Consider the following 20,773-nt stretch of genomic DNA (forward strand, 5'->3'; position numbering starts at 1 on the left):
TGCTTGCCAGCACTCCAAATAGCGCTACCGCCACTATCAAAATCCGCATGTCGTTCCCTCTTTGGTTTGGCGGGACTGTAACACTGAGGGGCGGATGCAAAAAGCCCAGCGCGGGGCTGGGCTACTTCAACGACAGCTTTCGGCCAAAAGTGGACATTCATATAGAACCTTTGCCCTCTCTCACGGGGGCGGCGCCTCAGCAACTATCACAACGGGGCCTCCTCCAACGCGCGGAAAATACGTATGCCAGTGAGGCAATGTAGAGGTAAGAGTTGAGTACCGATGCGGATATGGCAAAAGCAATCGCCGGCTTGAGCACAATATCCGCCATGCCAAGCCCATAGGCGGTCATCGCATTTATCACAGCCGCGGCACCAATGAAGGCTGAATAGAAAAACGAGGCTGTTTTGCCGAATTATTTGTCCTTTCGCCGAACACTCTCGAAAACTGCCGCAGAAATATAGGCGGCCAAAAATAGACTCGGCATCCCCAAAAGAAACAGTTTTTCATACATGCTGGCCGCTTCCCTGCTATCCACGATGCATCAAGCTTAGTCCACCAAGTGTTTGGGTGAACGGCCAGTTTGTTCACTCTGAATATAGGCCAGCGACGTATGCTTTGGGTCGTTTTTTGCCTGTGACGACGGGCTGAAACCGACCCAAAGTAGCCGTTCACTAACAGCCAAAAATGGCCGTTCGAAGCTGTCTACGGAACCAGAGACCGCTCACAATTCGCATCGGTACTCCCCACACCTCAAATAAAAAGATCTAACGACTCACTTCTCATTTATTAAGTTCATCTGATTCAGAACGACTACCAAGCTTTGATGATTTCATTTAAATACCGCCGCTCACAATAAAAAAGAAAGCTAAAAGCGCTAAAAATTGGAGTAAGCAAAAGGCCGCCAAAATTAACCAGTGAAGCTTGCGAGAAAATAATAGAACCAGTATGGTTGATGTCAATAACGCACATGGAAGCACGATACAGGTGTAGAACTGTCCGGGCGTCGGATAACCCGCTACCTTTTGCATAATAACTCCAGAGTAAAGGTTTACTCCCAAAAAAATAACCAGCGCCCAAATCGTTAGACAAACACCAAACAGAATTCTCATCTTCCTCATTGAACGCCCTCGACTCTAGAACCGCTTCCAGCTTAGTAGATATCTGAATGTCTGCTTCTGGCCGGCTGCAGATGCTCGCAAGTAAAGGCTGCGATAATGACTGTAACCGCGACGTATGGTTTTACGTAAACTGGTCCCAGCGTCCGCCATTGGGTTTGGAGAATTTCATGCGTGACATTATCGACGGCTTTCTACGTTTTCAACGCGAGGTCTATCCGCAACGCGTTGAGCTTTTCAAGCAGCTCGCTACAACACAAAATCCCAAGGTGTTGTTTGTTACCTGCTCCGACAGTCGTGTAGTGCCCGAGCTCCTCACGCAGCGCGAACCGGGTGAATTGTTCGTGATACGCAACGCTGGCAACATTGTGCCGTCGTATGGACCCGAGCCTGGTGGCGTGTCAGCTACCGTCGAATACGCAGTCGCAGTCCTTGGTGTGCAAGACATAGTGATCTGCGGCCATTCAGATTGCGGAGCGATGGGCGCGATTTCGCGTTGCATATGTCTGGATCACCTCCCAGCGGTCGCTAACTGGCTACGTCACGCAGATGTCGCGAAAGCAATCAATGCGGCGCATGTGTTCGACACGCCCCGTGAGAAGCTTGATGGCCTCGTGCGAGAAAACGTGATAGCACAGCTAGCGAACCTGCGTACACATCCATCGGTGGACCTTGCGCTTGAGCAGGGGCGTATGAATCTACATGGGTGGGTTTACGACATCGAGGCGGGTGGTATCGATGCGCTGGATGGCGCGACACGTCAATTCGTTTCGCTTGCGGATTCGCCAAGCACCGTCGCGATCGCTGCGGGCAAAGGTAGGCAGTTATAATGGCGACAGACAAAATGAAGGTGAGTTAATTGCTTCCGCAGCCCTTCTCGAATCTTCGGTTTTCACACTGAAGCTGTACGTCTAGAAGGAGCAACGGTTAAGAAAACCCCTAATCGAACTCACTTGATCGTGGGGTTATCGGGTAGGTTTGACTATCTCACCGACACGACGGTAAATCGTTTCGGTTATGCGTTTATCTGTATGCCCTAGCAATCTGCTGGCATGCCCAAGATCTTCAATTTCGCTGGCTGCCTTAGGCCGGATATCCCGGAACTGGAACTGTCGGATGCTCGAGGCGAGTTGTAAATCTTCGTGTTCTAAAGCTTTCGCAACGGCGATATTTCTCGCGTCGTCAAATCGCAAACGCAGCATGGGGGCGGTTACGCGGCGCCCGTCCTCCGTGACGATCAAGTACGGATTTTGGACCGCTCGCGCCTTTCTTTGTGCTAGCAGCTTTTCTATTAGCTCGCCCAAACCATTAGAGATCTTGCCTGCATCTAGCTGGATGCGGAGCTTTTTCGACGTCTTGCCTTGGGCAACCTGGAGAAAACTCTCGGTTACATCCGTAGCGCGCATGGACAGAACATCTGCAGGGCGTTGGCCAGTTAGATAGGCTAGGTCCATGGCATCCTTAAGCTCTGAAACAGCGGCGCCGTAGACGGCATTCCAGATCGTAGCATCAGCGTAAAAGTCACGTGGTGTCTCTTTGTTTTTGCGGACTCCAGAGGCTGGATTCTCTCTGTCAGTGATACCCCATTCCCGGGCGATGTTATAGACATGAGAGAGCAATGATATCTCGCGGTTTGCCCGGGCCTTACCAGTCCGTTTGTCGCGGTACTGGGCTATCACCTGCGGTGTCACAGCATTAATCGGCGCATCATTGAATGCTTTTCTGAGTTGCGTAAGTGAAAGCAAGTTGTCCTGCTGGGTTCGAGGTTTTTTTCCTGGAATGATCTCGGCTTAGTATCGGTCAAAAACTTTCCCAAGCAGGGTGTTCTGTTGCGGAGTTGGCTTGTAATCAAGCTTCGCCCATTCCACCTTTGCGACATCTAGGTCGGTACCAAGAGGATTTCTTTCCGTTTACCTTGATCATCTCTTCCGTCGTAGTAATAGCCGACCCATTCAACGCCGCTCTTCAGCGACCGAACCCGCCTTATCATGCGAGGTGGTAGATCTCGATTTGCCGCCTTTCGTGGTCGCATATTCACCCCACGCGCGAGAGATCGAGCGACCAGACTTCAGCCGCAATATTTTCAGACGAAGGCTTTACACCAGATAGCTTCATTCGGGCATAGACGCGGCCGACAACGGGGCGGCGTGAACCCGTGAGCATATATTTCCAGCCATTTCGATTGAGCCAGTCGAGTTGCATTGAAGGTCGTTGATACCCGGTGATTGCGACGAGCTCGTCCTCGGCAAGAGTTTCGCTATGAATTTCCATGCTGTTCCTTTGCTGCATTTCTTCTGTATTTGGAGGGGGGCTGCCTGCATCGTCTGCGGCGTTTCAGCGATGATGTTGCTGTTCGGCGCGGGCCTGTCGATCTGGACAGCGGGCGCCCAGGGTGCCTGACCGCGATGGCCAGCGCCGATGTCTCCATCGGCTTGTGCGAACGCTAGGTGGCCAAGCGGCTCGACCTGAGCGAGGCCGAGCCAAAGGCATGAGCCGGGCAGGCCGGCTGGGGCGTCGATTTCACGGGGCCCCCCTAAGGGCCGCCCCCTACACGGGTTATGGAACTCGCGGATTCTCTCTAGCTGAAACCTTTGCAGGGATGTCCGTCTTTCCAAAGGGATGGGGTAAGGCATGGCACTAGGATGCTGGCTCGACCACCGGGCCGGGCAGAAAATCGCCGGGGACCCTGGGGACTTTCAAAGGGTACGGGGTCGGAAACCCGCGGGATCGTGTTAGTGGGAGGCCCGCCAGCTTACTGAAATTTCAATCCACTGAAATCTTGAAAGGATTCATTGAAAAACCGCTGAAAAGGAGGGCTTATGAGCACAGCTACCTACCTGTCAAAGAGCGCTTTCGCTGCGTATATCGGTCGATCACCGAGCTACATCACCTGGCTGAAAGAGAACGGCCGCCTGGTGCTGTCACCCAATGGCAAGCAGGTCGACGTGCTGGCGACTGAAGCGTTGATCCGCGATACCGCCGACCCGAGCAAGGCTGCCGTCGCTGCTCGCCACCAACAGGATCGGCTTCAGCGTGATGTGTACAGTCACGTCGCAGCCCAATCCGAGCCGACTAACATGGCTGCGCCGCTGCCCGTTGATCCCGCGCAAGGGCAGACGCCGGATTTTCAGAAAGCACGTGCGCATCGTGATGCATTACCTGGCGCGGATGGCTGAGATGGAGTTTCGCAAAGCGCAGGGCGAACTGGTGGAAATCAGTTTTGTGCAGAAAGCAGCTTATGAAACGGCGCGCTCGCTCAATCAGTCGTTGATGAGCATGTCGCCGCAATTGGCACCACAGCTCGCTGCGCTATCGGACCCTTGGGAAGTGGAACGACAGCTGACCGCTGCTTTGCGTCAACGGCTCAACGAAACGGCTCAGGTATCCAGTGACGACTTCGGGATTGAGCTAGAAAGGCGTTGATTTGGTCGTGGTTTTTTGTACTACCACTAGCAACATATGGCTGATTTAGATAAAGGGGCGGGACCGTACCAGAAATGCCTAAACACCTTCACCCAGCCATGGCTGAGTGAGGGTGTTTTCAACGCTACCTGATCAGTAGTCCCAGATAGCCGGGATCCAGCGGAAAGCCTCTCCATTGAGGGCAACGCGGCCGACCGAAGGGAAGGGCAGGTGCGTGGCGACAAACAGTTCACCACTGGCCGCCGCTTCCTGCAGCAGGCGCACGCGCACGCGCACCGCTTCATCAGGGTCGTGCTCGAAGCCGTTGTGCCAGTCCGGGTGGTCGAAGGCCACCGGGAACAGGGCATCGCCGGCGAAGGTCAGGCGTTCGTCACCGGAGGTCACGTAGACCACGCAGTGGCCCGGGGTGTGGCCTCCGGTGAGTTTGGCGACCACGCCGGGGGCGACGTTGAGCTCGTCTTCGAAGATGTGCAATTTGCTTTGGTATTGCTGGATGAACGCATTGGCGGTGGAGCGCAGCACGTCCGGCACCGGCGCGGGCATGTCGGTGCTGGTGAAGTCCGGCGAGGTCCAGAAGTCGACTTCGGTGGCGGTGACGTGGATGCGCACGTCGTCGCGCAAGCGGTTTTTCACCGTGTCGACGAGCAGGCCGCCGATGTGGTCCATGTGCATGTGGGTGATGACGATATCGGTGACGTCTGCGAGGTCGATGCCGGCCGCCGCGAGGCGTTTGGGAAACTGCCCGGCACGGGGAAAACCGGGGAATTGACCGCCGAGTCCGGCGTCGACGAGGATGACTTGCTCACCACTGCGTACCACCAGGACATTGAGTGCCCAGTCAAACGCGTCGGGGCCCAGATACATCTCTTTGAACCACGCAGCGCGATCGGCGGGATCGGCGTTGGTTGACATGGTCTGGGTCGGTAGCGGCAGGACGCCGTCACTGATTACCATCACGTCGATGTTGCCGAGGCGCAGGGCGTAGCGCGATGGCACCAGCTCTTCAGTCGGTGTTTGCAGGGTGGCATTGTGGGCGGTGAAGGAATCCAGATGCATGGTCATGGTGTTCTCCTTTTTCTCAGGCAAGACATCGGTTCTTGGACACTGGGGCGAGATCAGGCCACCGGAATCATCGGGTCGGCAGCGGCGAGGGCGGTGCGACGGTCAGCGGCCGGCGGGTAGATCCACACGCTGTTGATTTGCGTCTTCAGTTCTTTGGCTTCGGCTTTCACCAGCTTCAGTTGGCGATCCCAACCTTCGGTGTACACCGCGCCCCAAGCACCCAAATCGAGGCAGGTCACGTACTTCGGTTGACGGTAGGTGGTCGGTGCCACGCCGAGCAGATCGGCAACGGCGTTGTTGCCGGCGTGACGACCGAGGCTGATCGCATGCTGGCAGGACATCACCGAGATGTTGCCGACGTCGTCGGTGGCAGCGCGGGCAACATCGCCGGCTGCGAACACGTGCTCGAGCCCTTGCACTTTGAGATTGGCGTCAACGTGCAGACGGCCCTGGCCATCGCGCTCGGCATTGAGCTGTTCAGTCAGTGGGCTGGCTCGGAAACCCACGGTCCAGATCACGGTATTGCTCTCGATGTGGCGGCCGTCGGCGAGGGTGACGCCGTTGGCATCGACGGCGGCAACGCTGGCGTCGACGATCCATTCGATACCCAGTTCTTTTGATGCTTCGATGATGGACGGACGGATGCCCTCGCCCATGGTCGCGGCGACGTCTTTGCTGCGATCAACGATGATCACCCGCACGTCTTGCTCTTTGCCGTGAATGGCTCGCAGACGGCTCGGTATTTCGGTCGCGGTTTCGATACCGGTGAAACCGCCGCCAGCGATCACTACAGTGTTGCGCGCGGCGCTGGCCGGTTGGCTGGCCAGCGAGTGCAGGTGGCGTTCCAGGCGTGCCGCCGACTCGATTTGGTCGACATCGAACGCATGCTCTTTCAGGCCCGGCACCGGCGGACGCGCCAGTTGACTGCCGCTGGCCAACACTAGGCGATCGTAAGTCAGCTCGCCCGGACGACCGGCCTCATCGCGATAACCGACACGCCGTGCCTGGACGTCAATGCTCTCGGCGGTGCCTTTGACGAAACGCACACCCACGGCAGCAAGCAGCGCATTCAGCGGTGCGTACATGCTGTGGACATCGGGTTCGTAGAAACGCGGACGGATGCGCAGTTCGGCTTGCGGCGCGAGCAGTGTGATCTCCACGTCGTGGCGGTCATGCATATCCAGCAAACGCGCGGCGCTCAACGTGCTCCATAGCCCGCCGAACCCTGCACCGATCACCAATAATTGCTGTTTCATAATGTGCTCCTTGACGCTGATGGATGGATAAACCCGGGTCGTTTCGACCTTGGCGTGACGATCACTGGCCGCCGCAAACTGCTTGCCGTACTGAATGGCACTTAATCGCCTGCTGTCGAAATCAATGCTATGGCGTGGGCGCTGCGCGTGCAGTTGTCCATCCGTGTATGCGGATTACGCATGGGTCGAAGGGAGGTATACGAAAGTATCGGGCAGCTTCTACACGGGAGGTGTCTGGTTCAGGGCCGTGTCGATGTAGTTGAGCAAGTCTTCGGGCGGGAAGGGTTTGGGCAAGCAAGCGATAACGCCGGGCGCGTCGGTGTGGAATTCATCGGGATGGGCGGTGACGAAAATCACCGGGATGCGCCAGCCTTGCCCGCGTAATGCTTCGTGCAGTTGCGGGCCGTTCATACCGGGCATCTGGATATCGGAGATCAGGCAGTGTGTCTGTGCCGAACCTTTTGACTCAAGGAATGCCTGCGCGCCCGGATAGGTGAAGACCTGATAACCGAAGGCGCGAAGCAAACCCGCGAGCGCATTGCGAATGGCCTCGTCGTCGTCAACCACCGCAATGACAACCTTGTGCTGCATAGGGCTCCCTGGCCGGACGGGCACGCATGGCGACTCCTGTCGTTCTTGCACCATACGCCGTCGGCACCGGCGCAAAACTATACCTAGGTATAGTCCGTCGAGACTTTTTGAGCGTCAGCGATTTTCAGCATCAGCCTTCGCGGCTGAAGCGGCTGCGGTAGTCGCGCGGTGAAATCGACAGGTGACGCTGGAAGCAGGCGCGCAACCGCTCTTCATCACCGAAGCCGCAAAGGCGCGCCACTTTGTCGATGGTGTGCGCCGAGTTCTCCAGCATGCGCCTGGCCGCTTCGAGGCGGAACAGTTCGATGGCTTTGGACGGCGTGCGCCCGGTGCTCTGTTTGTAGACCCGGGTGAAATTGCGCAGGCTCATTTTCGCCTGTTCGGCGAGTCGCTCGACAGTCAGTTTCGGATCATCGAGGTGATCGATCAGCCACAAGTGCAACGGGTCGAACAGGGGGCTGTCCTGCACCTGCGATTGCAGCAGTGTGCTGTATTGCGCCTGACCACCTGGGCGCTTGAGGTACACCACCAACTCGCGGGCAACCTGCAACGCCACCTCGCGGCCGTAATCAGCCTCAACCAGCGCCAAGGCCAGATCGATACCGGCCGTGACCCCCGCCGAGGTCCAGACCTTGCCCTGTTGTATGAAGATCGCATCGGCATCCACGTCGATCGCCGGGAAACGCTCGCGCAGGTTGTCGCACATGGCCCAGTGCGTGGCAGCGCGGCAACCGTCGAGCAAACCGGCCTGAGCCAGCAGGAAAGCGCCGCTGCACACCGACACTACCCGCCGCGCGATAGGGGCATTACGCCGCAACCACGCGGTAAGTTCGGCGTGTTCGTCGAGGGTCTGGCAGATATCGGGTGCGCCGGGTACGACGAGGGTGTCCAGCGCGGCAATGTCCAATTCGCGCAGTGCTCGCGTGTCCACGGCCAAACCTTCAACGGTATTGATCAAACCACCCTCAAGGCTGGCGGTGTGTAACCGATAACCGGGTTGGCATCTTTCGGCCCAGGTTTTGCTCGCGGCCCAGAACACCGTTTGCGCGCCACTGAGGTCGAGCAGGCTCATTCGCGGGTAGGCAATAAACACCACGTCGCGCGGTTCGGGTGCAACGGTGAGGGGCTGCTCGGGAATGCTGGACATTGAAATCCTGTCTGTTCAAACGGCTGAAGAAGGAGGGGAGAAGGCATGGCCGATTTTCAGGGGTTTCTGGCCTGTCGGCAATGCGGGCCGACTGCTAGCCTGCTGCGCGACCGTTTGGCTGGCTTCTGGCTGCGTTCGCCATCATGGACTAGATTTATTCACCTGCACATCGCACGCGTTGCGATCTCGCCGAGGACTCACGATGACTCTGTGGTCGCATTCCAGCTCCAGCGCAACCCCGCCCGTGCTGAGGGAACCGGTGGTTTATGTGGTCGACGACGACGCCTCCATGCGTCAGGCCCTCGACGGTTTGCTGCGTTCGATCGGCCTGCAGGTGCAGACCTTCGAAACTTCCCGGGATTTCCTCGCTTCGGCCGAACGCGACGTACCCGGTTGCCTGGTGCTCGATGTGCGCTTGCGTGGCGAAAGCGGCCTGAGTTTTCAGGAGCAGATGGAAAAAAACAGTCTGCGCATTCCCGTCGTGTTCATTACCGGCCACGGCGATATCGCCATGAGCGTGAAGGCGATGAAGGCCGGCGCCGTGGATTTCCTGGCCAAGCCATTTCGTGATCAGGACATGCTCGACGCGGTGGCCAGTGCCTTGGCCCGCGACAGTGCGCGGCTGCTCGCCGAACAATCCGGCGCGGCGTTGCGCCAAGCCTACGAAACATTGACGGCACGTGAGCGCGAAGTGCTTGGTTTCGTCATTGGCGGCCTGATGAACAAGCAGATTGCCGCGCAACTCAACCTCAGCGAAGTGACGGTGAAAGTTCATCGCGGGCAGGTCATGAGGAAACTTGCTGTACGTTCGGTCGCCGATCTGGTGCGTATCGCCGAATCGCTGGGCATCGAGCCGGCTCGGCTGACAAGCTGAACTGAGACGGCGCGGATCATTCACCGCGTGGCAGAAATCCCTTTTACGGTGTCGACTCCAATGGCCAGCAAACAACAGATTTTGTGGGACGACGGCGAGCGATTGTTCTCCCGCAAACGAGGACAAGGGGAGGGCAGTGCCAGCGTGCTGATAATGCATCCGGCAAGCGCTCATCCGTTGCCTGCAACCCTCGCCAGGCTGGCGCATGAATACAGCCTCAAAGACGCTCTGCACAATGAATGGGCGCTGCAACCGCAAGCCCTTGAACGCGCGGGCGGAACCGCGCACTTGCTATTCGACGACCCCGGCGGCGAGCCGCTGTCGCGTTTGCTGATCGCGCCGCTGGACACTGAAACCTGCTTGTTGCACGCGATCAACATAGCCGTGGCGCTTGGCCGTTTGCACCTGTGCGGGTTGGTGCACAAGGATCTCAAACCGCAGCACATTCTGGTCAATTGCCAGGACGGCCGGGCTCGTTTGATGGGGTTTGGTCTGGCCTCGCGACTGCCGCGCGAACGTCAGGCGCCTGCGCCGCCAGAAACCATTGCAGGCACCCTGGCCTACATGGCGCCCGAACAAACCGGTCGGATGAATCGTTCGATTGATTCGCGCAGTGATTTGTATGCCTTTGGAGTGACGCTGTACCAGATGCTCACCGGCTCGCTGCCGTTCAACGCCAACGACCCGATGGAGTGGGTGCATTGCCACATTGCACGGCAACCGATGCCTGCATGCGAACGCGTGGCCACGGTGCCGCTGATGCTCTCGCGGGTGGTCATGAAGCTGCTCGCCAAGACGGCCGAAGCGCGCTACCAAACCGCCGCCGGCGTCGAACATGACTTGCGTCGTTGTCTGGGCGACTGGCGTCGTGCGCGGCGGATTGATGTGTTCACGTTAAACGAGCAGGGCGCGATCGATCGCTTGCTGATCCCGGAAAAACTCTACGGTCGTGAGCGCGAAGTGCAGACCCTGCTCGACGCTTTCGCCCAGGTGGTGCAGACCCCTTCTCCGAAGCTGGTGTTGGTGTCCGGCTACTCCGGCATTGGCAAGTCCTCGGTGGTCAGTGAATTGCACAAAGTGCTGGTACCGTCGCGGGGATTGTTCGCCGCCGGCAAGTTCGATCAGTACAAGCGCGACATCCCCTATGCGACGCTGGTCCAGGCCTTTCAAGGATTGGTGCGAATGCTGCTGGGCAAGCGTCGCGAGGTACTCGCTGACTGGCGCGCGGCGTTGTTGCAAGCACTTTCACCTAATGCACGGCTGATGACCGAGCTGATCCCGGAACTCAAGTTGATTATCGGTGAGCCGCCAGCGGTACCGGAGCTTGAACCGCAGCAGGCCCAGCAGCGCTTCATGGGGGTGTTGCAGCGTTTTATCGGCGTGTTTGCTCGCCCGGAACATCCGTTGACGCTGTTTCTCGATGACCTGCAATGGCTGGATGCGGCGACGCTCGATCTGCTGGAAGATTTGCTGACCCGCTCGGAGCTTGGGCATCTGCTGCTGGTGGGCGCCTACCGCAATAACGAGGTCGATGCCGACCACCCGCTCAGCGGCAAACTCAAGGCGCTGCGCAATGACGGCGTGCACATCGATGAGATCCGCCTGACCTCGCTGGCCGGCGCGCACATCGAACAGTTGATCGCCGAATCCCTGCACTGCCCACCCGCGAGCATCGTTGCCCTGGCGCGGATGGTGCTTGAAAAGACCGGCGGCAATCCGTTTTTCGTCATCCAGTTTCTTCACGCGTTGGCCGAAGAACATTTGCTGATTTACGACCATCAATTCAACCGTTGGCGCTGGGATCTGGCACTGATCAACGCCAAGGGCTATACCGATAACGTGGTGGAGCTGATGGTTGGCAAACTGGCGCGTCTGCCGTTGGACACGCGTCAGGCCCTGCAACAATTGGCCTGCCTGGGCAACGTGGCGCGCATTGACACTCTGGCCACCGTGCTCGACCTGCCGACGGCGCGGGTGCACGCGGCGCTGTGGGCGGCGGTGCACCAGGAATTGGTGGAACTTCACGACGGCGCCTGTGCGTTTGCCCACGACCGTATTCACGAAGCGGCATACTCACTGACCGCGGAAAACGAACGTGCGCAAACCCATCTGCGCATCGGCCGTTTGCTCGCCCTACAGACGCCGGCGGAGGGGCGTGAAGATGCGATCTTCGAAATCGTCGGTCAACTCAATCGCGGCGCCAGCCTGATCAGCGCCCGGGCCGAACGCGAACAGCTGGCCGAATTCAACCTGCTTGCCGGCCAGCGAGCCAAGGCTTCGACCGCTTACACCTCAGCGTTGAGCTACTTGGGCGTGGGCGTGGCGTTGCTCGGCGAACACGATGATGACAGTCGCCATGAGCTGGGTTTCGCTCTGGAGCTGAATCGCGCCGAGTGCGAATTTCTCATCGGGCAACTGGCGCTGGCCGATGCGCGCCTGACTGCACTGGCGAAGCGCGTCTTGACCACGGTAGAGCGCGCGGCAGTCACTTGTCTGTTGATGGATGTCTGCCTGCTGCTCGATCGCAGTGACCGCGCGGTGAATGTGTGCCTGACGTATTTGCGTCAGGTCGGCATCGACTGGACGGCGCATCCGAACGATCAGCAAGTGTGCGACGAATACCAACAGATCTGGAGGCAGTTGGGTGAACGCAGCATCGAGCAGTTGATCGACCTGCCGCTGATGGAGGATCCGGCCTCGCTGGTGACACTGGATGCGTTGAGCAAACTGTTGGCCCCGGCGTTGCAGTCCGATGCGAACCTCGCCTGCCTGACCATATGCAAAGCCGTCAGCCTGAGCCTGGAGCACGGTAATTGCGACGCCTCCTGTATGCTTTACGCCAATGTTGTGCGGGTTGCCGGGCGGCGCTTCGGCGATTATGCCAGCGGTTACCGCTTTGGCCGCTTGGGCTGCGATCTGGTCGACCGCTGTGGTCTTACGCAATACGAAGCGCGTACCTACCTGTGTTTTTCGATCTTCGTGGTGCGCTGGATGCGCCCGGTGCGCGAGTGCCGCGAATTGCTGCGGCGTGCGCTCAGCGCCGGCAACCGCACCGGCGATTTGCCCTATGCAGCCTACGCTGGCAATAGCCTGATTTCCGACTTGCTGTTCATTGGCGAGCCGCTGGCGGAAGTGCAGGTGCAGGCTGAAACGGGTCTGGCTTACGCGCAAAGAATTCGTTTCGGTCTGGTGATCAGTTTCATGAGTTGCCAACGGGCACTGATGCGCACGTTGCGAGGGCAGACCTCGGTGTTTGGCAGTTTCAATGATGAAGAGTTCGATGAGACACGCTTTGAGACCAACCTCGCCGCTCCGGACCTGGCCCTAGCTCGCGGCAAGTACTGGGTGCGCAAGTTGCAGGCGCGTTATCTGGCCGGGGATTACGCAGCGGCCGCCGACTGCGCGACGCAAGCCCGGGAACTGTTGTGGGTGATCTCCTCGTTTTTTGAAGAGGCCGAATATCACTTTTACGCAGCGTTAACGTTGGCTGCCCAAGGCGAAGCCGATACTGACCGACTGCAATGCTTGGGCGCGCACCACGATCAACTGCAAACCTGGGCGCAACAGTGTGCGGAAACCTTCGCCAGTCAGACGGCGCTGGTCGCTGCGGAAATCGCTCGGGTCACCGGGCAGTTGATCGAAGCCGAGATGCTGTACGAGCAAGCGATTCAGTTGGCCAAGGACAACGGCTTTGTGCATGTCGAAGCCTTGGCCAACGAACTCGCAGCGCGTTTCTACAATGCCCGTGGTTTGAGCAAAATAGCTCGCCTGTATCTGCAAGATGCGCGCTACGGTTACTTGCGCTGGGGGGCTGAGGGCAAGGTGCGGCAACTGGAGCGACAGCACCGTTATCTGCGCAATGAAGAGACGGCGCCCGGACCGACCACGACGATCACCACCCCGGTCGAGCATCTAGATCTGGCCACGGTACTCAAGGTGTCCCAGGCCGTTTCAAGCGAGATCGTGCTTGAGCGGTTGATCGAAATGGTCATGCGCACCGCCATCGAACAGGCCGGTGCCGAGCGTGGCCTGCTGATTCTGACCGAAGGCGAGGCGCCGTATATCGCCGCGAAGACCAGTGTTGGCGATGACAGCACGTTGCTGTGCCATGAGCCGGTGAGTTCATCGGTGCTGGCCGAATCAGTGCTCTACCAGACCCTGCGCACCGGTGAAAATCTGTGCCTGGACGATGCCGACGCCGATCCGGTATTTGCCGCTGACCTGTACATTCATCAACGCGGCGCTCGCTCGATCCTGTGCCTGCCGTTGATGAATCAGGGCCGGATTGCTGGGGCGCTATACTTGGAGAACAATCTGTCTGCGGGTGTGTTCAGTCCGGCGCGTATTGCCGTATTGCGACTGGTGGCTTCACAGGCGGCGATCTCGCTGGACAATGCACGGCTTTATCGTGACGTCGCCGAGCGCGAGGCGAGGATTCGCCGGCTGGTCGACGCTAACATCATCGGCATCATCGTCTGGAATGTCGAAGGCGAAATCATTGAGGCCAATGACGCGTTTCTGCGCATGGTCGGTTATGCGCGCGATGATCTGCTGTCAGGCAGAGTTCATTGGCGCGATATGACACCCTCGTCACTGCGCACGGAAAGTGAAGCGGCACTGGCGACCGCCATCCGCACCGGGCGGACCCAGCCGTTCGAAAAGGAATACATCTGCAAGGACGGCAGCCGCCTGCCGGTTATCGTCGGTCTGGCGGCGTTCGAAGCCAGCCAGTTGCAGGGCGTGGCGTTCGTCCTCGACCTTAGTGAACTCAAACAGGCCGAAGAACAAGTGCGCGAAGGCGAACGTCGTTATCGCCAGGTACAAGCGGAAGTGGCGCACGCCAACCGTGTGGCGACCATGGGCCAGTTGGCGGCGTCCATCGCCCATGAAGTCAATCAGCCGATCGCCGCCACAGTGACCAATGCCAACGCAGCTTTGCGCTGGCTCAGCGCAAAACCTTCAAACACCGACGAAGTCGAGAGAGGCCTCAGCCGCATCATCAACGACGGTAATCGCGCGGCCGACGTGCTCGGACGTATCCGCGCATTGATCCGCAAGACGCCACCCCAACGCCAAGCGGTCGACCTCAACGCGGTGGTTGGTGAGATGGTCGGATTTACCCGTGGTGAGGCAACACGTTACGGAGCGGTGGTTACCACACAACTTGTTAACGATTTACCCGCCGTACTGGTCGACCGGATCGAGTTGCAGCAGGTCTTGCTCAACCTGATCGTCAACGGTTTGGAGGCCATGGCTGTGACGGAAGAGGGCGAGCGTCGGTTAATCATTGTCAGCGAGTTCGTCGGTGTAGACGTACGAATGACCGTCAGCGACTCCGGACCGGGATTCGCTTGCGAGCGGGTGGAGGAAGTCTTCACCGCGTTCTACACCACCAAAACCACCGGGTTGGGGATGGGGTTGTCAATCTGCCAGACGATCATCGAAGCCCATGGCGGACGCTTGTGGGCCGAAGCGAACTCGCCGTGTGGGGCGCGGATGTTGTTTACGTTGCCCGTATGTGTAGAGAGATGAAAGTGATTTCAGAGCTGGTATTCGTTTTTTGAGCGGGGAGGGGAGCTTGGCAATATGGAGACTCGCATTCACGCCGTCGACAGTGATCTACAGCGTCATCCTTTCAATCGGAGTTAGCAGCGTTTAAATTGGTACATTGAGCGGCCGCTTTCGGCCAATAGCCGACATTCAGATCAGCCCATTGAGGAAATTACTCGGAGGTCCAAACGTTCCACCACTCGATCTCGCCGCGTCCTTAACCATCGATATCGCCGTTACGGATGGCCATCCTGATGGCTTGTGCTGTCGTTGTCACGCCCAGACGTCGGCGCGCTGAGCGCAGGTGATTTTCAACCGTACGCTCCGACAAACCGAGAGTTGCTGCAATATCCGCTTGCCGTCTTCCGGCAGCCGTCCATTCCATGACTTCGCGCTCTCGCGGGGAAAGGCTTTGTAACGCTTCGTCCAGTGGAGCCTCAAGCAACCGCCTAGCTGCGAAAAAAGCGGCCGTCGCAACCAGGCTTAGTCCCAAGCGAACCCGCGCGCTTCCATCCACCGATTCCCCCCCCAAGCTCATCGCGCCCTCAAGCCCCTGCGGGCCGAAAACTGGTACCTGCAACCCCTGAATCCCTGGGTCACCTGGAGAACGAATCACCCGGTAGCGCTCTTCTCCCTTGACCTGCTCTTTCTGCCAGAAGAAGGATTGCCGAGCATTCAGAAGGTGGCGAGTCACCGGACAATGTCGAACATAAGTCTCGGCATCCACCGATCGACCGTTATCGAACCAATCGCCTTCGACCCAGTAGATATGCTCAACCACTTCTTCACTTGCCGGCGATGCAGAAAACAACACGAATCGATCATAGCCGTAGGGTGTGGCAAAACCCCTGACGGCTTTCTTGATTGATTCAAGTGCTCGCGCCGTCTCTATCTCCAGAGCAGCTCGCATCGCTGACTCGGCCGCCCCGTCGCTCACTACGATGCGACCTCTTTCAACAATGCTTCAGCTGCCAACTTGCCCAGATTATTGCCTGCCAGTGGGCTGTCGCCGGTCAGCAACCTGCGGTCTTGGAGCGTTGCACCTGAAATATCCTGGTTGACGATCTCAACTCCCAGGGCTTTCAATTGCTCACCAAATTTCCAGGTCAAATGCCCAGGCATATAACCGATGTCGGGCGTTTTTGCGTCGAGACTGTCTGGAAATGCGCAGATCTTGTAGCCGTTGAAAATGTAGGAACCCCTCGACTCTCCAATACCCGCCGCGAGCATTGCTGCTGGGCCGTGACATAGGGAAATCACAAATTTGTCGTTGGTGATTGCCCAATGCAAAGCCGCTTTCACGTCGGCACTCTCCGGCAATCCAATCAGCGCGCCGTGTCCGCCGGGTATGAAAACCCCGATGTAATCCGAATCCTCGCCCAGTGCCTTTTCGACCACATCGGAAAGCTTCAAGGGTTTTTTGAACTGTTCGCGGTATTTGGCGTAGAAATTCTTTACCTCGGTATCTTCGGAAGGCATGGCCCAGAACTCAAACTTCACCGGATTGCCTGACACGGTCGCAACGTCGAACGCGAAACCGGCTTTGTCGAGGTGGTACATGGGTAGCAACGTCTCGACCGGGTGATTACCGGTGGAAAACATGGTGCCGTTGTCGGTCAGTAAATAGCGCTCGTCGGCGCCGATCAGCAATATCTTCCAGCGGCCACCTTGGTAAGGATTAGGGTAATCCGCGTCACTCAAATCAGATTTTGGCGAGGTAAATTGGCTTAGCGAGTATGGAGAGGGGAAAAAGGCATTGTCCTCTGCCTGATCCGGAGTGGGGCGCTTGTCGTCACTCTGCAAGGTAGTCATGGTTTTCTCCTACGAATGGGCCGATTGTCGAAATCAATGCTAATAGCGTGACGCAGGCCCAGCAATGAGGGTTTTCCCTCAAAGAAATTTTCCGCACCCATACAGTACGCCGATCGGCTGCTTTTGGCCGGAAGCCGTCTGTTACGGGTCAAGACCAGCGAGCGCTGAATAAACAGACCTGAGCTTTGGAATGAGGTGATCTGTCGACCCCAACTCCAGCTCCCTTGCAACCTGGTTGATAAATGCCCGGGCGTGCTCAAGCTCAAGGCCAATGATTTCAAAGGGCAGCCAATCATCATTCATGGCGTGCTCGTATGCCTCGATCACATACAACAGGTAATCGCCTTCAGGAGTATCTCGAAAGGCTCTGTGCATCGTTGGAGAACAGAGGCGCGCGCTCAACTCCACTATCTGCGCCGATCCGGGAGTGTCTGGATATTGCCAGCGCGGGGATGCTGAAAGCTCTCTTGTTTCAGTGATTAAATGAGCGGTAATTAAGGGATTCCAAATCATAAGCTAGGTGGCCTGCATTGAAGGTACTGGAGAGAGCGATTCGCTGGTTACCACTCTACTCAGCTTGTGGGTTCTCATTGAGTGGCTGAGTCTCCGCCGGAGTAACACGCTGCGAGTCGACGAACCCGGCCGCTATTCTATCTGCGCGAGAGGCCGGAAATGGTCGACAGCTGTCCTTGGAATAGCCCAGCCCCGCGCTGGGCTTTTTGCATCCTACCCCTCAGTGCTACAGTCCCGGCAAACCAAAGTGGGAATTGTTAGCTGCGGTAGCGGTGGCGATTCTGGCGGGGTGTTACTAAGAGCTCGTACAGGTAGTGGATCATCTGCTGCTCTCTGTTGCTTGGCGAGCACCAGCTTTTGACCCTAATCCAAGGCAGGGTATGCTGAGATCTACAGTACCGAGCGGCGTGCGTAATGAATAAAATTCAGAGTGTTAAAAATTCCATACCAGCTCTTCCTGAGACTTCGATGCTGGCTGACCTCAATATCGGTCTGGCTACCCTCATTGATGTTGACGGAATCCTCAGCGTGCAGGAGGAAAATCAGCCAGAGCATGGCGGTAGCTTGTCCGCGCGTTTTTCGCGTGAGTGGTTTACACAAGCGATCACCAATCAATCAATCATTGTTGCTCGCAGTGGTGAGTGTGTTGCCGGATACGTTGCATTCACATCTCGCGAAGCGCAACTACATGTACCTATTGTCCAAGCGATGCTGAGCGCCTATCCCAATCCGGGAGCTTACCTACACGGCCCAATCTGTGTAGGCCGGGACTTTCGTCGTCGTGGTATCGCGGCTGCAATGTTTGACGCTCAGCGGGCGCATATGAATCAATCCGCTGTCATGGCCTTTATTCGCGGGGACAATCAGAGATCGCGAACGGCCCACGTGGGTATGGGGTTGCGTGAAGTAGCGGAGTTCGAATACAGCGCGGTGCGGTATGTCATTGTTGCAGCATGACCATTAGTACTTCTTAGCCCGTCGAAGCCGAATAGCCCAGCCCCTAGCTGGGCTTTTTGCATCCCAGCCTCAGTGCTACAGTCCCGCCAAACCAAAGAGGGAACGACATGCACGTGGGACCAAGTTTGACCATTGGCGGGCTTGCGCGTGGATAGACTTGATCGCTTAAACGATCTGCTGCGTTAGTATGATTGCGTTATGTCGATCAACATCAAATTCGAAGACTTCAAATACGATTTGGTTTTGGTGCTGTCCGCCGACGAGTCAGCTTTGGATGCGTTGACGCTACATTTCAATGATGTCAGCGCTCTTGAGTTGAGCGGCTTTGGTGGTGGCCTGACCCAATTTATGCGCCTGCAGGCCTCTCGAGTAGAGAATGGGTTCGACAGAATTCGCTATGAAATTAGAGATCTGAGTGGCGAGAAGATATCGTTTAGATTTTTCACTTTCAGCGGTTCAAATATTTAAGGGCGATCATGCGTATTTTGATAGCAGCGGTAACGGTGGCAGCGCTATTAAATGGATGTTCCAGCCCACGACAGCCGCTTGATAATCGTGATCCATGCTTAGATTTCGGCGCCCCCCACAGCGCCGGATTTGATGCTTGCCTGGAGCGACGAGCTAAGGCTCTGAAAGCGGTCCTTGATGACAGCCCTGGAAAGCATTATGAATTTGTTTCTGAGCAGCAGGTTGATCCTTGAATCAAGATTTTAGCCAGTCAGAATGATGTTAAGCGGGCGCTCGCGAATCAGAGTAACTCCACCCATGTGAGTCTTTCTTGCCGGTCCTTCGCTGGTGATAAAGTCTCCGGATACATCAAAGAGGGAACGACATGCGGATTTTGATAGTGGCGGTGGCGGTGGCGGTGCTGGCGGGGTGCGCTTCGACAGCTATTTACCGTACGAGTGAGGCTAGCAACAGATGACGGAACAGCTTTGTGTTGTATTCATTCCGGCGCTTTCGGTGGCTTTGCAAAGCGCCGAAACGAGCAAAGGCTCTCCACTCACAGAGATCGAGGTGCTCAAGATCCGTGATCAAGCGACGTGTATTGCAGTTCCACTCCGCATCGCCTTGGATATGGAGAACGAGCGTGGTTTCCGGGATTTAGTTGCCGAGGACTGCTGGAATGAATGGCAGCGATTACGGCTCTCAATGAAGAAATTCCCCCTCTGATTTGCACTAGTCTCAGTCACAAGATGCAGTCCTCACCTTCCATTTGCTGCTGAAATGAGATGCAGATTTCTTCCATAAGTGGACGCTCCCGAGTGTCTATTTTATCAGGGGCGATTCAGTCTTAAAGCTATCGGGACAAAAGGTCGCGGTCGGTCCGAAGCTGGAGGAGATTAAAGGCTGAGACCGTGCCAAAAGCGATCGCTGGAGCTGTCTAAAACAAGGGGCAATTCAAACCTGTGCTCCAGGAAGTCGCCCGAATATCTCGGAAGGCCCGGCCGCAGAATCGCGTCTGTTCCAGGCGTCATTGAGGACCGTCGTGCAGGCTAGGCTTATGACCGGCTTTTGACCAGGCTGGCACTCCATCGAGACTGATCTATGTTCGCAATACACTTGGAGATACGACTGGTGGGGTCAAGCCATCTCTGCAAAGGCCTCGACGCGATTTCTGCTCCAAAACTGGTGTCCACAGTTCTCAGTTGACGGATCAGCGCTCAAACATGTTAATGGTATGATTAAAGCTAGCGATAGTTTAATTTATAGTGGGTGGATACTTAATCGGAGTGTCTTCGGTTAAAGATCGCAAAAAGTCATCCGTAACACAGCGGCTCCTACTATTGGGTAAGCCACGAAGAACAGGCGCTGAACGCTTAGTCCGTTTATACCACGCTCTATTTTAAGCTGTATTTTAACTGATCAACCCTATTTGCGTTTTCTTAGCCAATCCCGCCCAATTATCTCAGTACTTCACCTAGTACGTTGGTGAGGCCTGCAGCCGCTGGCAGCGTCGATCATACAGCCGCGTGGTGATAAGTAAAATGGGACGAGCAGTGGCTTACGGCAAAAAGGCATTTTCAAAGCCGTGACCAACATCCACTTAAACGGTCACAAGACTGTCATCAGATCCGGCTACCATTAACAATGTATCTACTTTGATGCAAGGAATTTTGAGAGGCTCGTAAGGACGGCCTTTTAGATCTGAAAAGCTATTCCATGGAGGAGCTATGTTTTCGCCTAGAGGGTGGTGGTTGTTATTGCTGTTTGTGCCACTTGCGCACGCAGATATAGCTCCGGGTATAACTTTCGCCCCACAACAATGCTCTGCGTTCCAATGGTCGAATGTACCGGGTATCAGCGAGCGTGCAGCTATCGTAATACCGGTCACTTTGGGGAAAAAGATCTACTACTTCCAACTGGACACTGGCGCATATCTGACTTACCTCAAGGGAGATGTTGCACAGAAAAACGGTTGGCTGAATAGCTCTGATCATGCTGTGTCACTGCCAGCGATGACTATCGC

General features: G+C 56.8%; 15 protein-coding genes and 3 pseudogenes. 9 read left to right on the plus strand and 9 right to left on the minus strand.

Features of this window, described 5'->3' with window-relative positions; all coding sequences use genetic code 11:
* Positions 1-1,288: 1,288 nt before the first annotated feature.
* Entirely contained in the window at positions 1,289-1,948 is a 660-nt protein-coding gene (locus tag ACRESD_RS05615) for a carbonic anhydrase (protein ID WP_431750023.1), read from the plus strand.
* A 135-nt stretch (positions 1,949-2,083) separates the two neighbouring features.
* Here the strand turns inward: ACRESD_RS05615 and ACRESD_RS05620 are convergent.
* Both ACRESD_RS05620 and ACRESD_RS05625 read right to left on the minus strand, forming a co-directional pair.
* Positions 2,084-3,150: pseudogene (locus tag ACRESD_RS05620) on the minus strand (tyrosine-type recombinase/integrase).
* A gap of 2 nt (positions 3,151-3,152) precedes the next feature.
* The gene (locus ACRESD_RS05625; protein WP_431750024.1) at positions 3,153-3,389 is read right to left on the minus strand and encodes a DUF4224 domain-containing protein; all 237 of its coding nucleotides are present in this window, start codon (positions 3,387-3,389) and stop codon (positions 3,153-3,155) included.
* Positions 3,390-3,422: 33 nt separating this feature from the next.
* Here ACRESD_RS05625 and ACRESD_RS05630 point away from each other — a divergent pair.
* Positions 3,423-3,565, plus strand: a pseudogene (locus ACRESD_RS05630) (phage holin family protein); the annotation flags it as partial.
* 372 nt (positions 3,566-3,937) lie between these two features.
* A pseudogene (locus tag ACRESD_RS05635) lies at positions 3,938-4,541 on the plus strand (terminase small subunit).
* A 132-nt stretch (positions 4,542-4,673) separates the two neighbouring features.
* Here the strand turns inward: ACRESD_RS05635 and ACRESD_RS05640 are convergent.
* The 4 genes from ACRESD_RS05640 to ACRESD_RS05655 form a co-directional block, all read right to left on the minus strand.
* Positions 4,674-5,603 carry an MBL fold metallo-hydrolase gene (locus ACRESD_RS05640; RefSeq protein ID WP_431750025.1) on the minus strand — a complete coding sequence of 310 codons (930 nt, stop codon included), beginning with the start codon at positions 5,601-5,603 and terminating at the stop codon, positions 4,674-4,676.
* A gap of 53 nt (positions 5,604-5,656) precedes the next feature.
* On the minus strand, positions 5,657-6,859 hold the full coding sequence (locus ACRESD_RS05645) for an NAD(P)/FAD-dependent oxidoreductase (protein ID WP_431750026.1): 1,203 nt from the start codon (positions 6,857-6,859) through the stop codon (positions 5,657-5,659).
* Between the two features lie 219 nt (positions 6,860-7,078).
* Positions 7,079-7,450, minus strand: coding sequence for a response regulator transcription factor (locus ACRESD_RS05650; protein ID WP_431750027.1), 372 nt, complete (start codon positions 7,448-7,450; stop codon positions 7,079-7,081).
* 130 nt (positions 7,451-7,580) lie between these two features.
* Positions 7,581-8,597 (minus strand): GlxA family transcriptional regulator, encoded by a 1,017-nt coding sequence (locus ACRESD_RS05655; RefSeq protein ID WP_431750028.1) that lies wholly within the window; start codon positions 8,595-8,597, stop codon positions 7,581-7,583.
* A 202-nt stretch (positions 8,598-8,799) separates the two neighbouring features.
* On the opposite strand from ACRESD_RS05655, the gene ACRESD_RS05660 reads away from it, so the two are divergent.
* Together ACRESD_RS05660 and ACRESD_RS05665 are read left to right on the plus strand one after the other, a co-directional pair.
* Positions 8,800-9,471, plus strand: a complete 672-nt coding sequence (locus tag ACRESD_RS05660) for a response regulator transcription factor (protein WP_431750029.1) — start codon at positions 8,800-8,802, stop codon at positions 9,469-9,471.
* Between the two features lie 60 nt (positions 9,472-9,531).
* A complete protein-coding gene (locus ACRESD_RS05665; RefSeq protein ID WP_431750030.1) occupies positions 9,532-15,003 on the plus strand; it encodes a trifunctional serine/threonine-protein kinase/ATP-binding protein/sensor histidine kinase in 5,472 nt (1,823 codons plus the stop codon).
* Positions 15,004-15,238: 235 nt separating this feature from the next.
* Here the strand turns inward: ACRESD_RS05665 and ACRESD_RS05670 are convergent, their stop codons facing one another.
* From ACRESD_RS05670 to ACRESD_RS05680, 3 genes are all read right to left on the minus strand, one after another.
* On the minus strand, positions 15,239-15,931 hold the full coding sequence (locus tag ACRESD_RS05670) for a PA1136 family autoinducer-binding transcriptional regulator (protein ID WP_431750031.1): 693 nt from the start codon (positions 15,929-15,931) through the stop codon (positions 15,239-15,241).
* A 26-nt stretch (positions 15,932-15,957) separates the two neighbouring features.
* Positions 15,958-16,833, minus strand: coding sequence for a glyoxalase III HchA (gene hchA / locus ACRESD_RS05675; RefSeq protein ID WP_431750032.1), 876 nt, complete (start codon positions 16,831-16,833; stop codon positions 15,958-15,960).
* Between the two features lie 141 nt (positions 16,834-16,974).
* Positions 16,975-17,346, minus strand: a complete 372-nt coding sequence (locus ACRESD_RS05680) for a hypothetical protein (RefSeq protein ID WP_431750033.1) — start codon at positions 17,344-17,346, stop codon at positions 16,975-16,977.
* A 414-nt stretch (positions 17,347-17,760) separates the two neighbouring features.
* On the opposite strand from ACRESD_RS05680, the gene ACRESD_RS05685 reads away from it, so the two are divergent.
* The 4 genes from ACRESD_RS05685 to ACRESD_RS05700 form a co-directional block, all read left to right on the plus strand.
* Positions 17,761-18,303, plus strand: coding sequence for a GNAT family N-acetyltransferase (locus ACRESD_RS05685; protein ID WP_431750034.1), 543 nt, complete (start codon positions 17,761-17,763; stop codon positions 18,301-18,303).
* 198 nt (positions 18,304-18,501) lie between these two features.
* Entirely contained in the window at positions 18,502-18,771 is a 270-nt protein-coding gene (locus tag ACRESD_RS05690; RefSeq protein ID WP_431750035.1) for a hypothetical protein, read from the plus strand.
* A gap of 453 nt (positions 18,772-19,224) precedes the next feature.
* Entirely contained in the window at positions 19,225-19,476 is a 252-nt protein-coding gene (locus tag ACRESD_RS05695) for a hypothetical protein (RefSeq protein WP_431750036.1), read from the plus strand.
* A 1,001-nt stretch (positions 19,477-20,477) separates the two neighbouring features.
* Positions 20,478-20,773 (plus strand): hypothetical protein (locus ACRESD_RS05700; RefSeq protein WP_431750037.1); only part of this gene is annotated, 296 nt, incomplete at its 3' end.

This window comes from Pseudomonas sp. (genome assembly GCF_050739995.1).
Classification (GTDB): domain Bacteria; phylum Pseudomonadota; class Gammaproteobacteria; order Pseudomonadales; family Pseudomonadaceae; genus Aquipseudomonas.

Excerpts from the sequence above, each read along its gene's own strand:
- ACRESD_RS05655 (WP_431750028.1), bottom strand. The coding sequence starts at position 8,597 with ATGTCCAGCATTCCCGAGCAGCCCCTCACCGTTGCACCCGAACCGCGC.
- ACRESD_RS05670 (WP_431750031.1), bottom strand. The coding sequence starts at position 15,931 with ATGCGAGCTGCTCTGGAGATAGAGACGGCGCGAGCACTTGAATCAATC.
- ACRESD_RS05640 (WP_431750025.1), bottom strand. The coding sequence starts at position 5,603 with ATGACCATGCATCTGGATTCCTTCACCGCCCACAATGCCACCCTGCAA.
- ACRESD_RS05660 (WP_431750029.1), top strand. The coding sequence starts at position 8,800 with ATGACTCTGTGGTCGCATTCCAGCTCCAGCGCAACCCCGCCCGTGCTG.
- ACRESD_RS05645 (WP_431750026.1), bottom strand. The coding sequence starts at position 6,859 with ATGAAACAGCAATTATTGGTGATCGGTGCAGGGTTCGGCGGGCTATGG.
- ACRESD_RS05625 (WP_431750024.1), bottom strand. The coding sequence starts at position 3,389 with ATGGAAATTCATAGCGAAACTCTTGCCGAGGACGAGCTCGTCGCAATC.
- ACRESD_RS05615 (WP_431750023.1), top strand. The coding sequence starts at position 1,289 with ATGCGTGACATTATCGACGGCTTTCTACGTTTTCAACGCGAGGTCTAT.
- ACRESD_RS05690 (WP_431750035.1), top strand. The coding sequence starts at position 18,502 with ATGTCGATCAACATCAAATTCGAAGACTTCAAATACGATTTGGTTTTG.
- ACRESD_RS05680 (WP_431750033.1), bottom strand. The coding sequence starts at position 17,346 with ATGATTTGGAATCCCTTAATTACCGCTCATTTAATCACTGAAACAAGA.
- hchA (WP_431750032.1), bottom strand. The coding sequence starts at position 16,833 with ATGACTACCTTGCAGAGTGACGACAAGCGCCCCACTCCGGATCAGGCA.
- ACRESD_RS05650 (WP_431750027.1), bottom strand. The coding sequence starts at position 7,450 with ATGCAGCACAAGGTTGTCATTGCGGTGGTTGACGACGACGAGGCCATT.
- ACRESD_RS05665 (WP_431750030.1), top strand. The coding sequence starts at position 9,532 with ATGGCCAGCAAACAACAGATTTTGTGGGACGACGGCGAGCGATTGTTC.
- ACRESD_RS05695 (WP_431750036.1), top strand. The coding sequence starts at position 19,225 with ATGACGGAACAGCTTTGTGTTGTATTCATTCCGGCGCTTTCGGTGGCT.
- ACRESD_RS05685 (WP_431750034.1), top strand. The coding sequence starts at position 17,761 with ATGAATAAAATTCAGAGTGTTAAAAATTCCATACCAGCTCTTCCTGAG.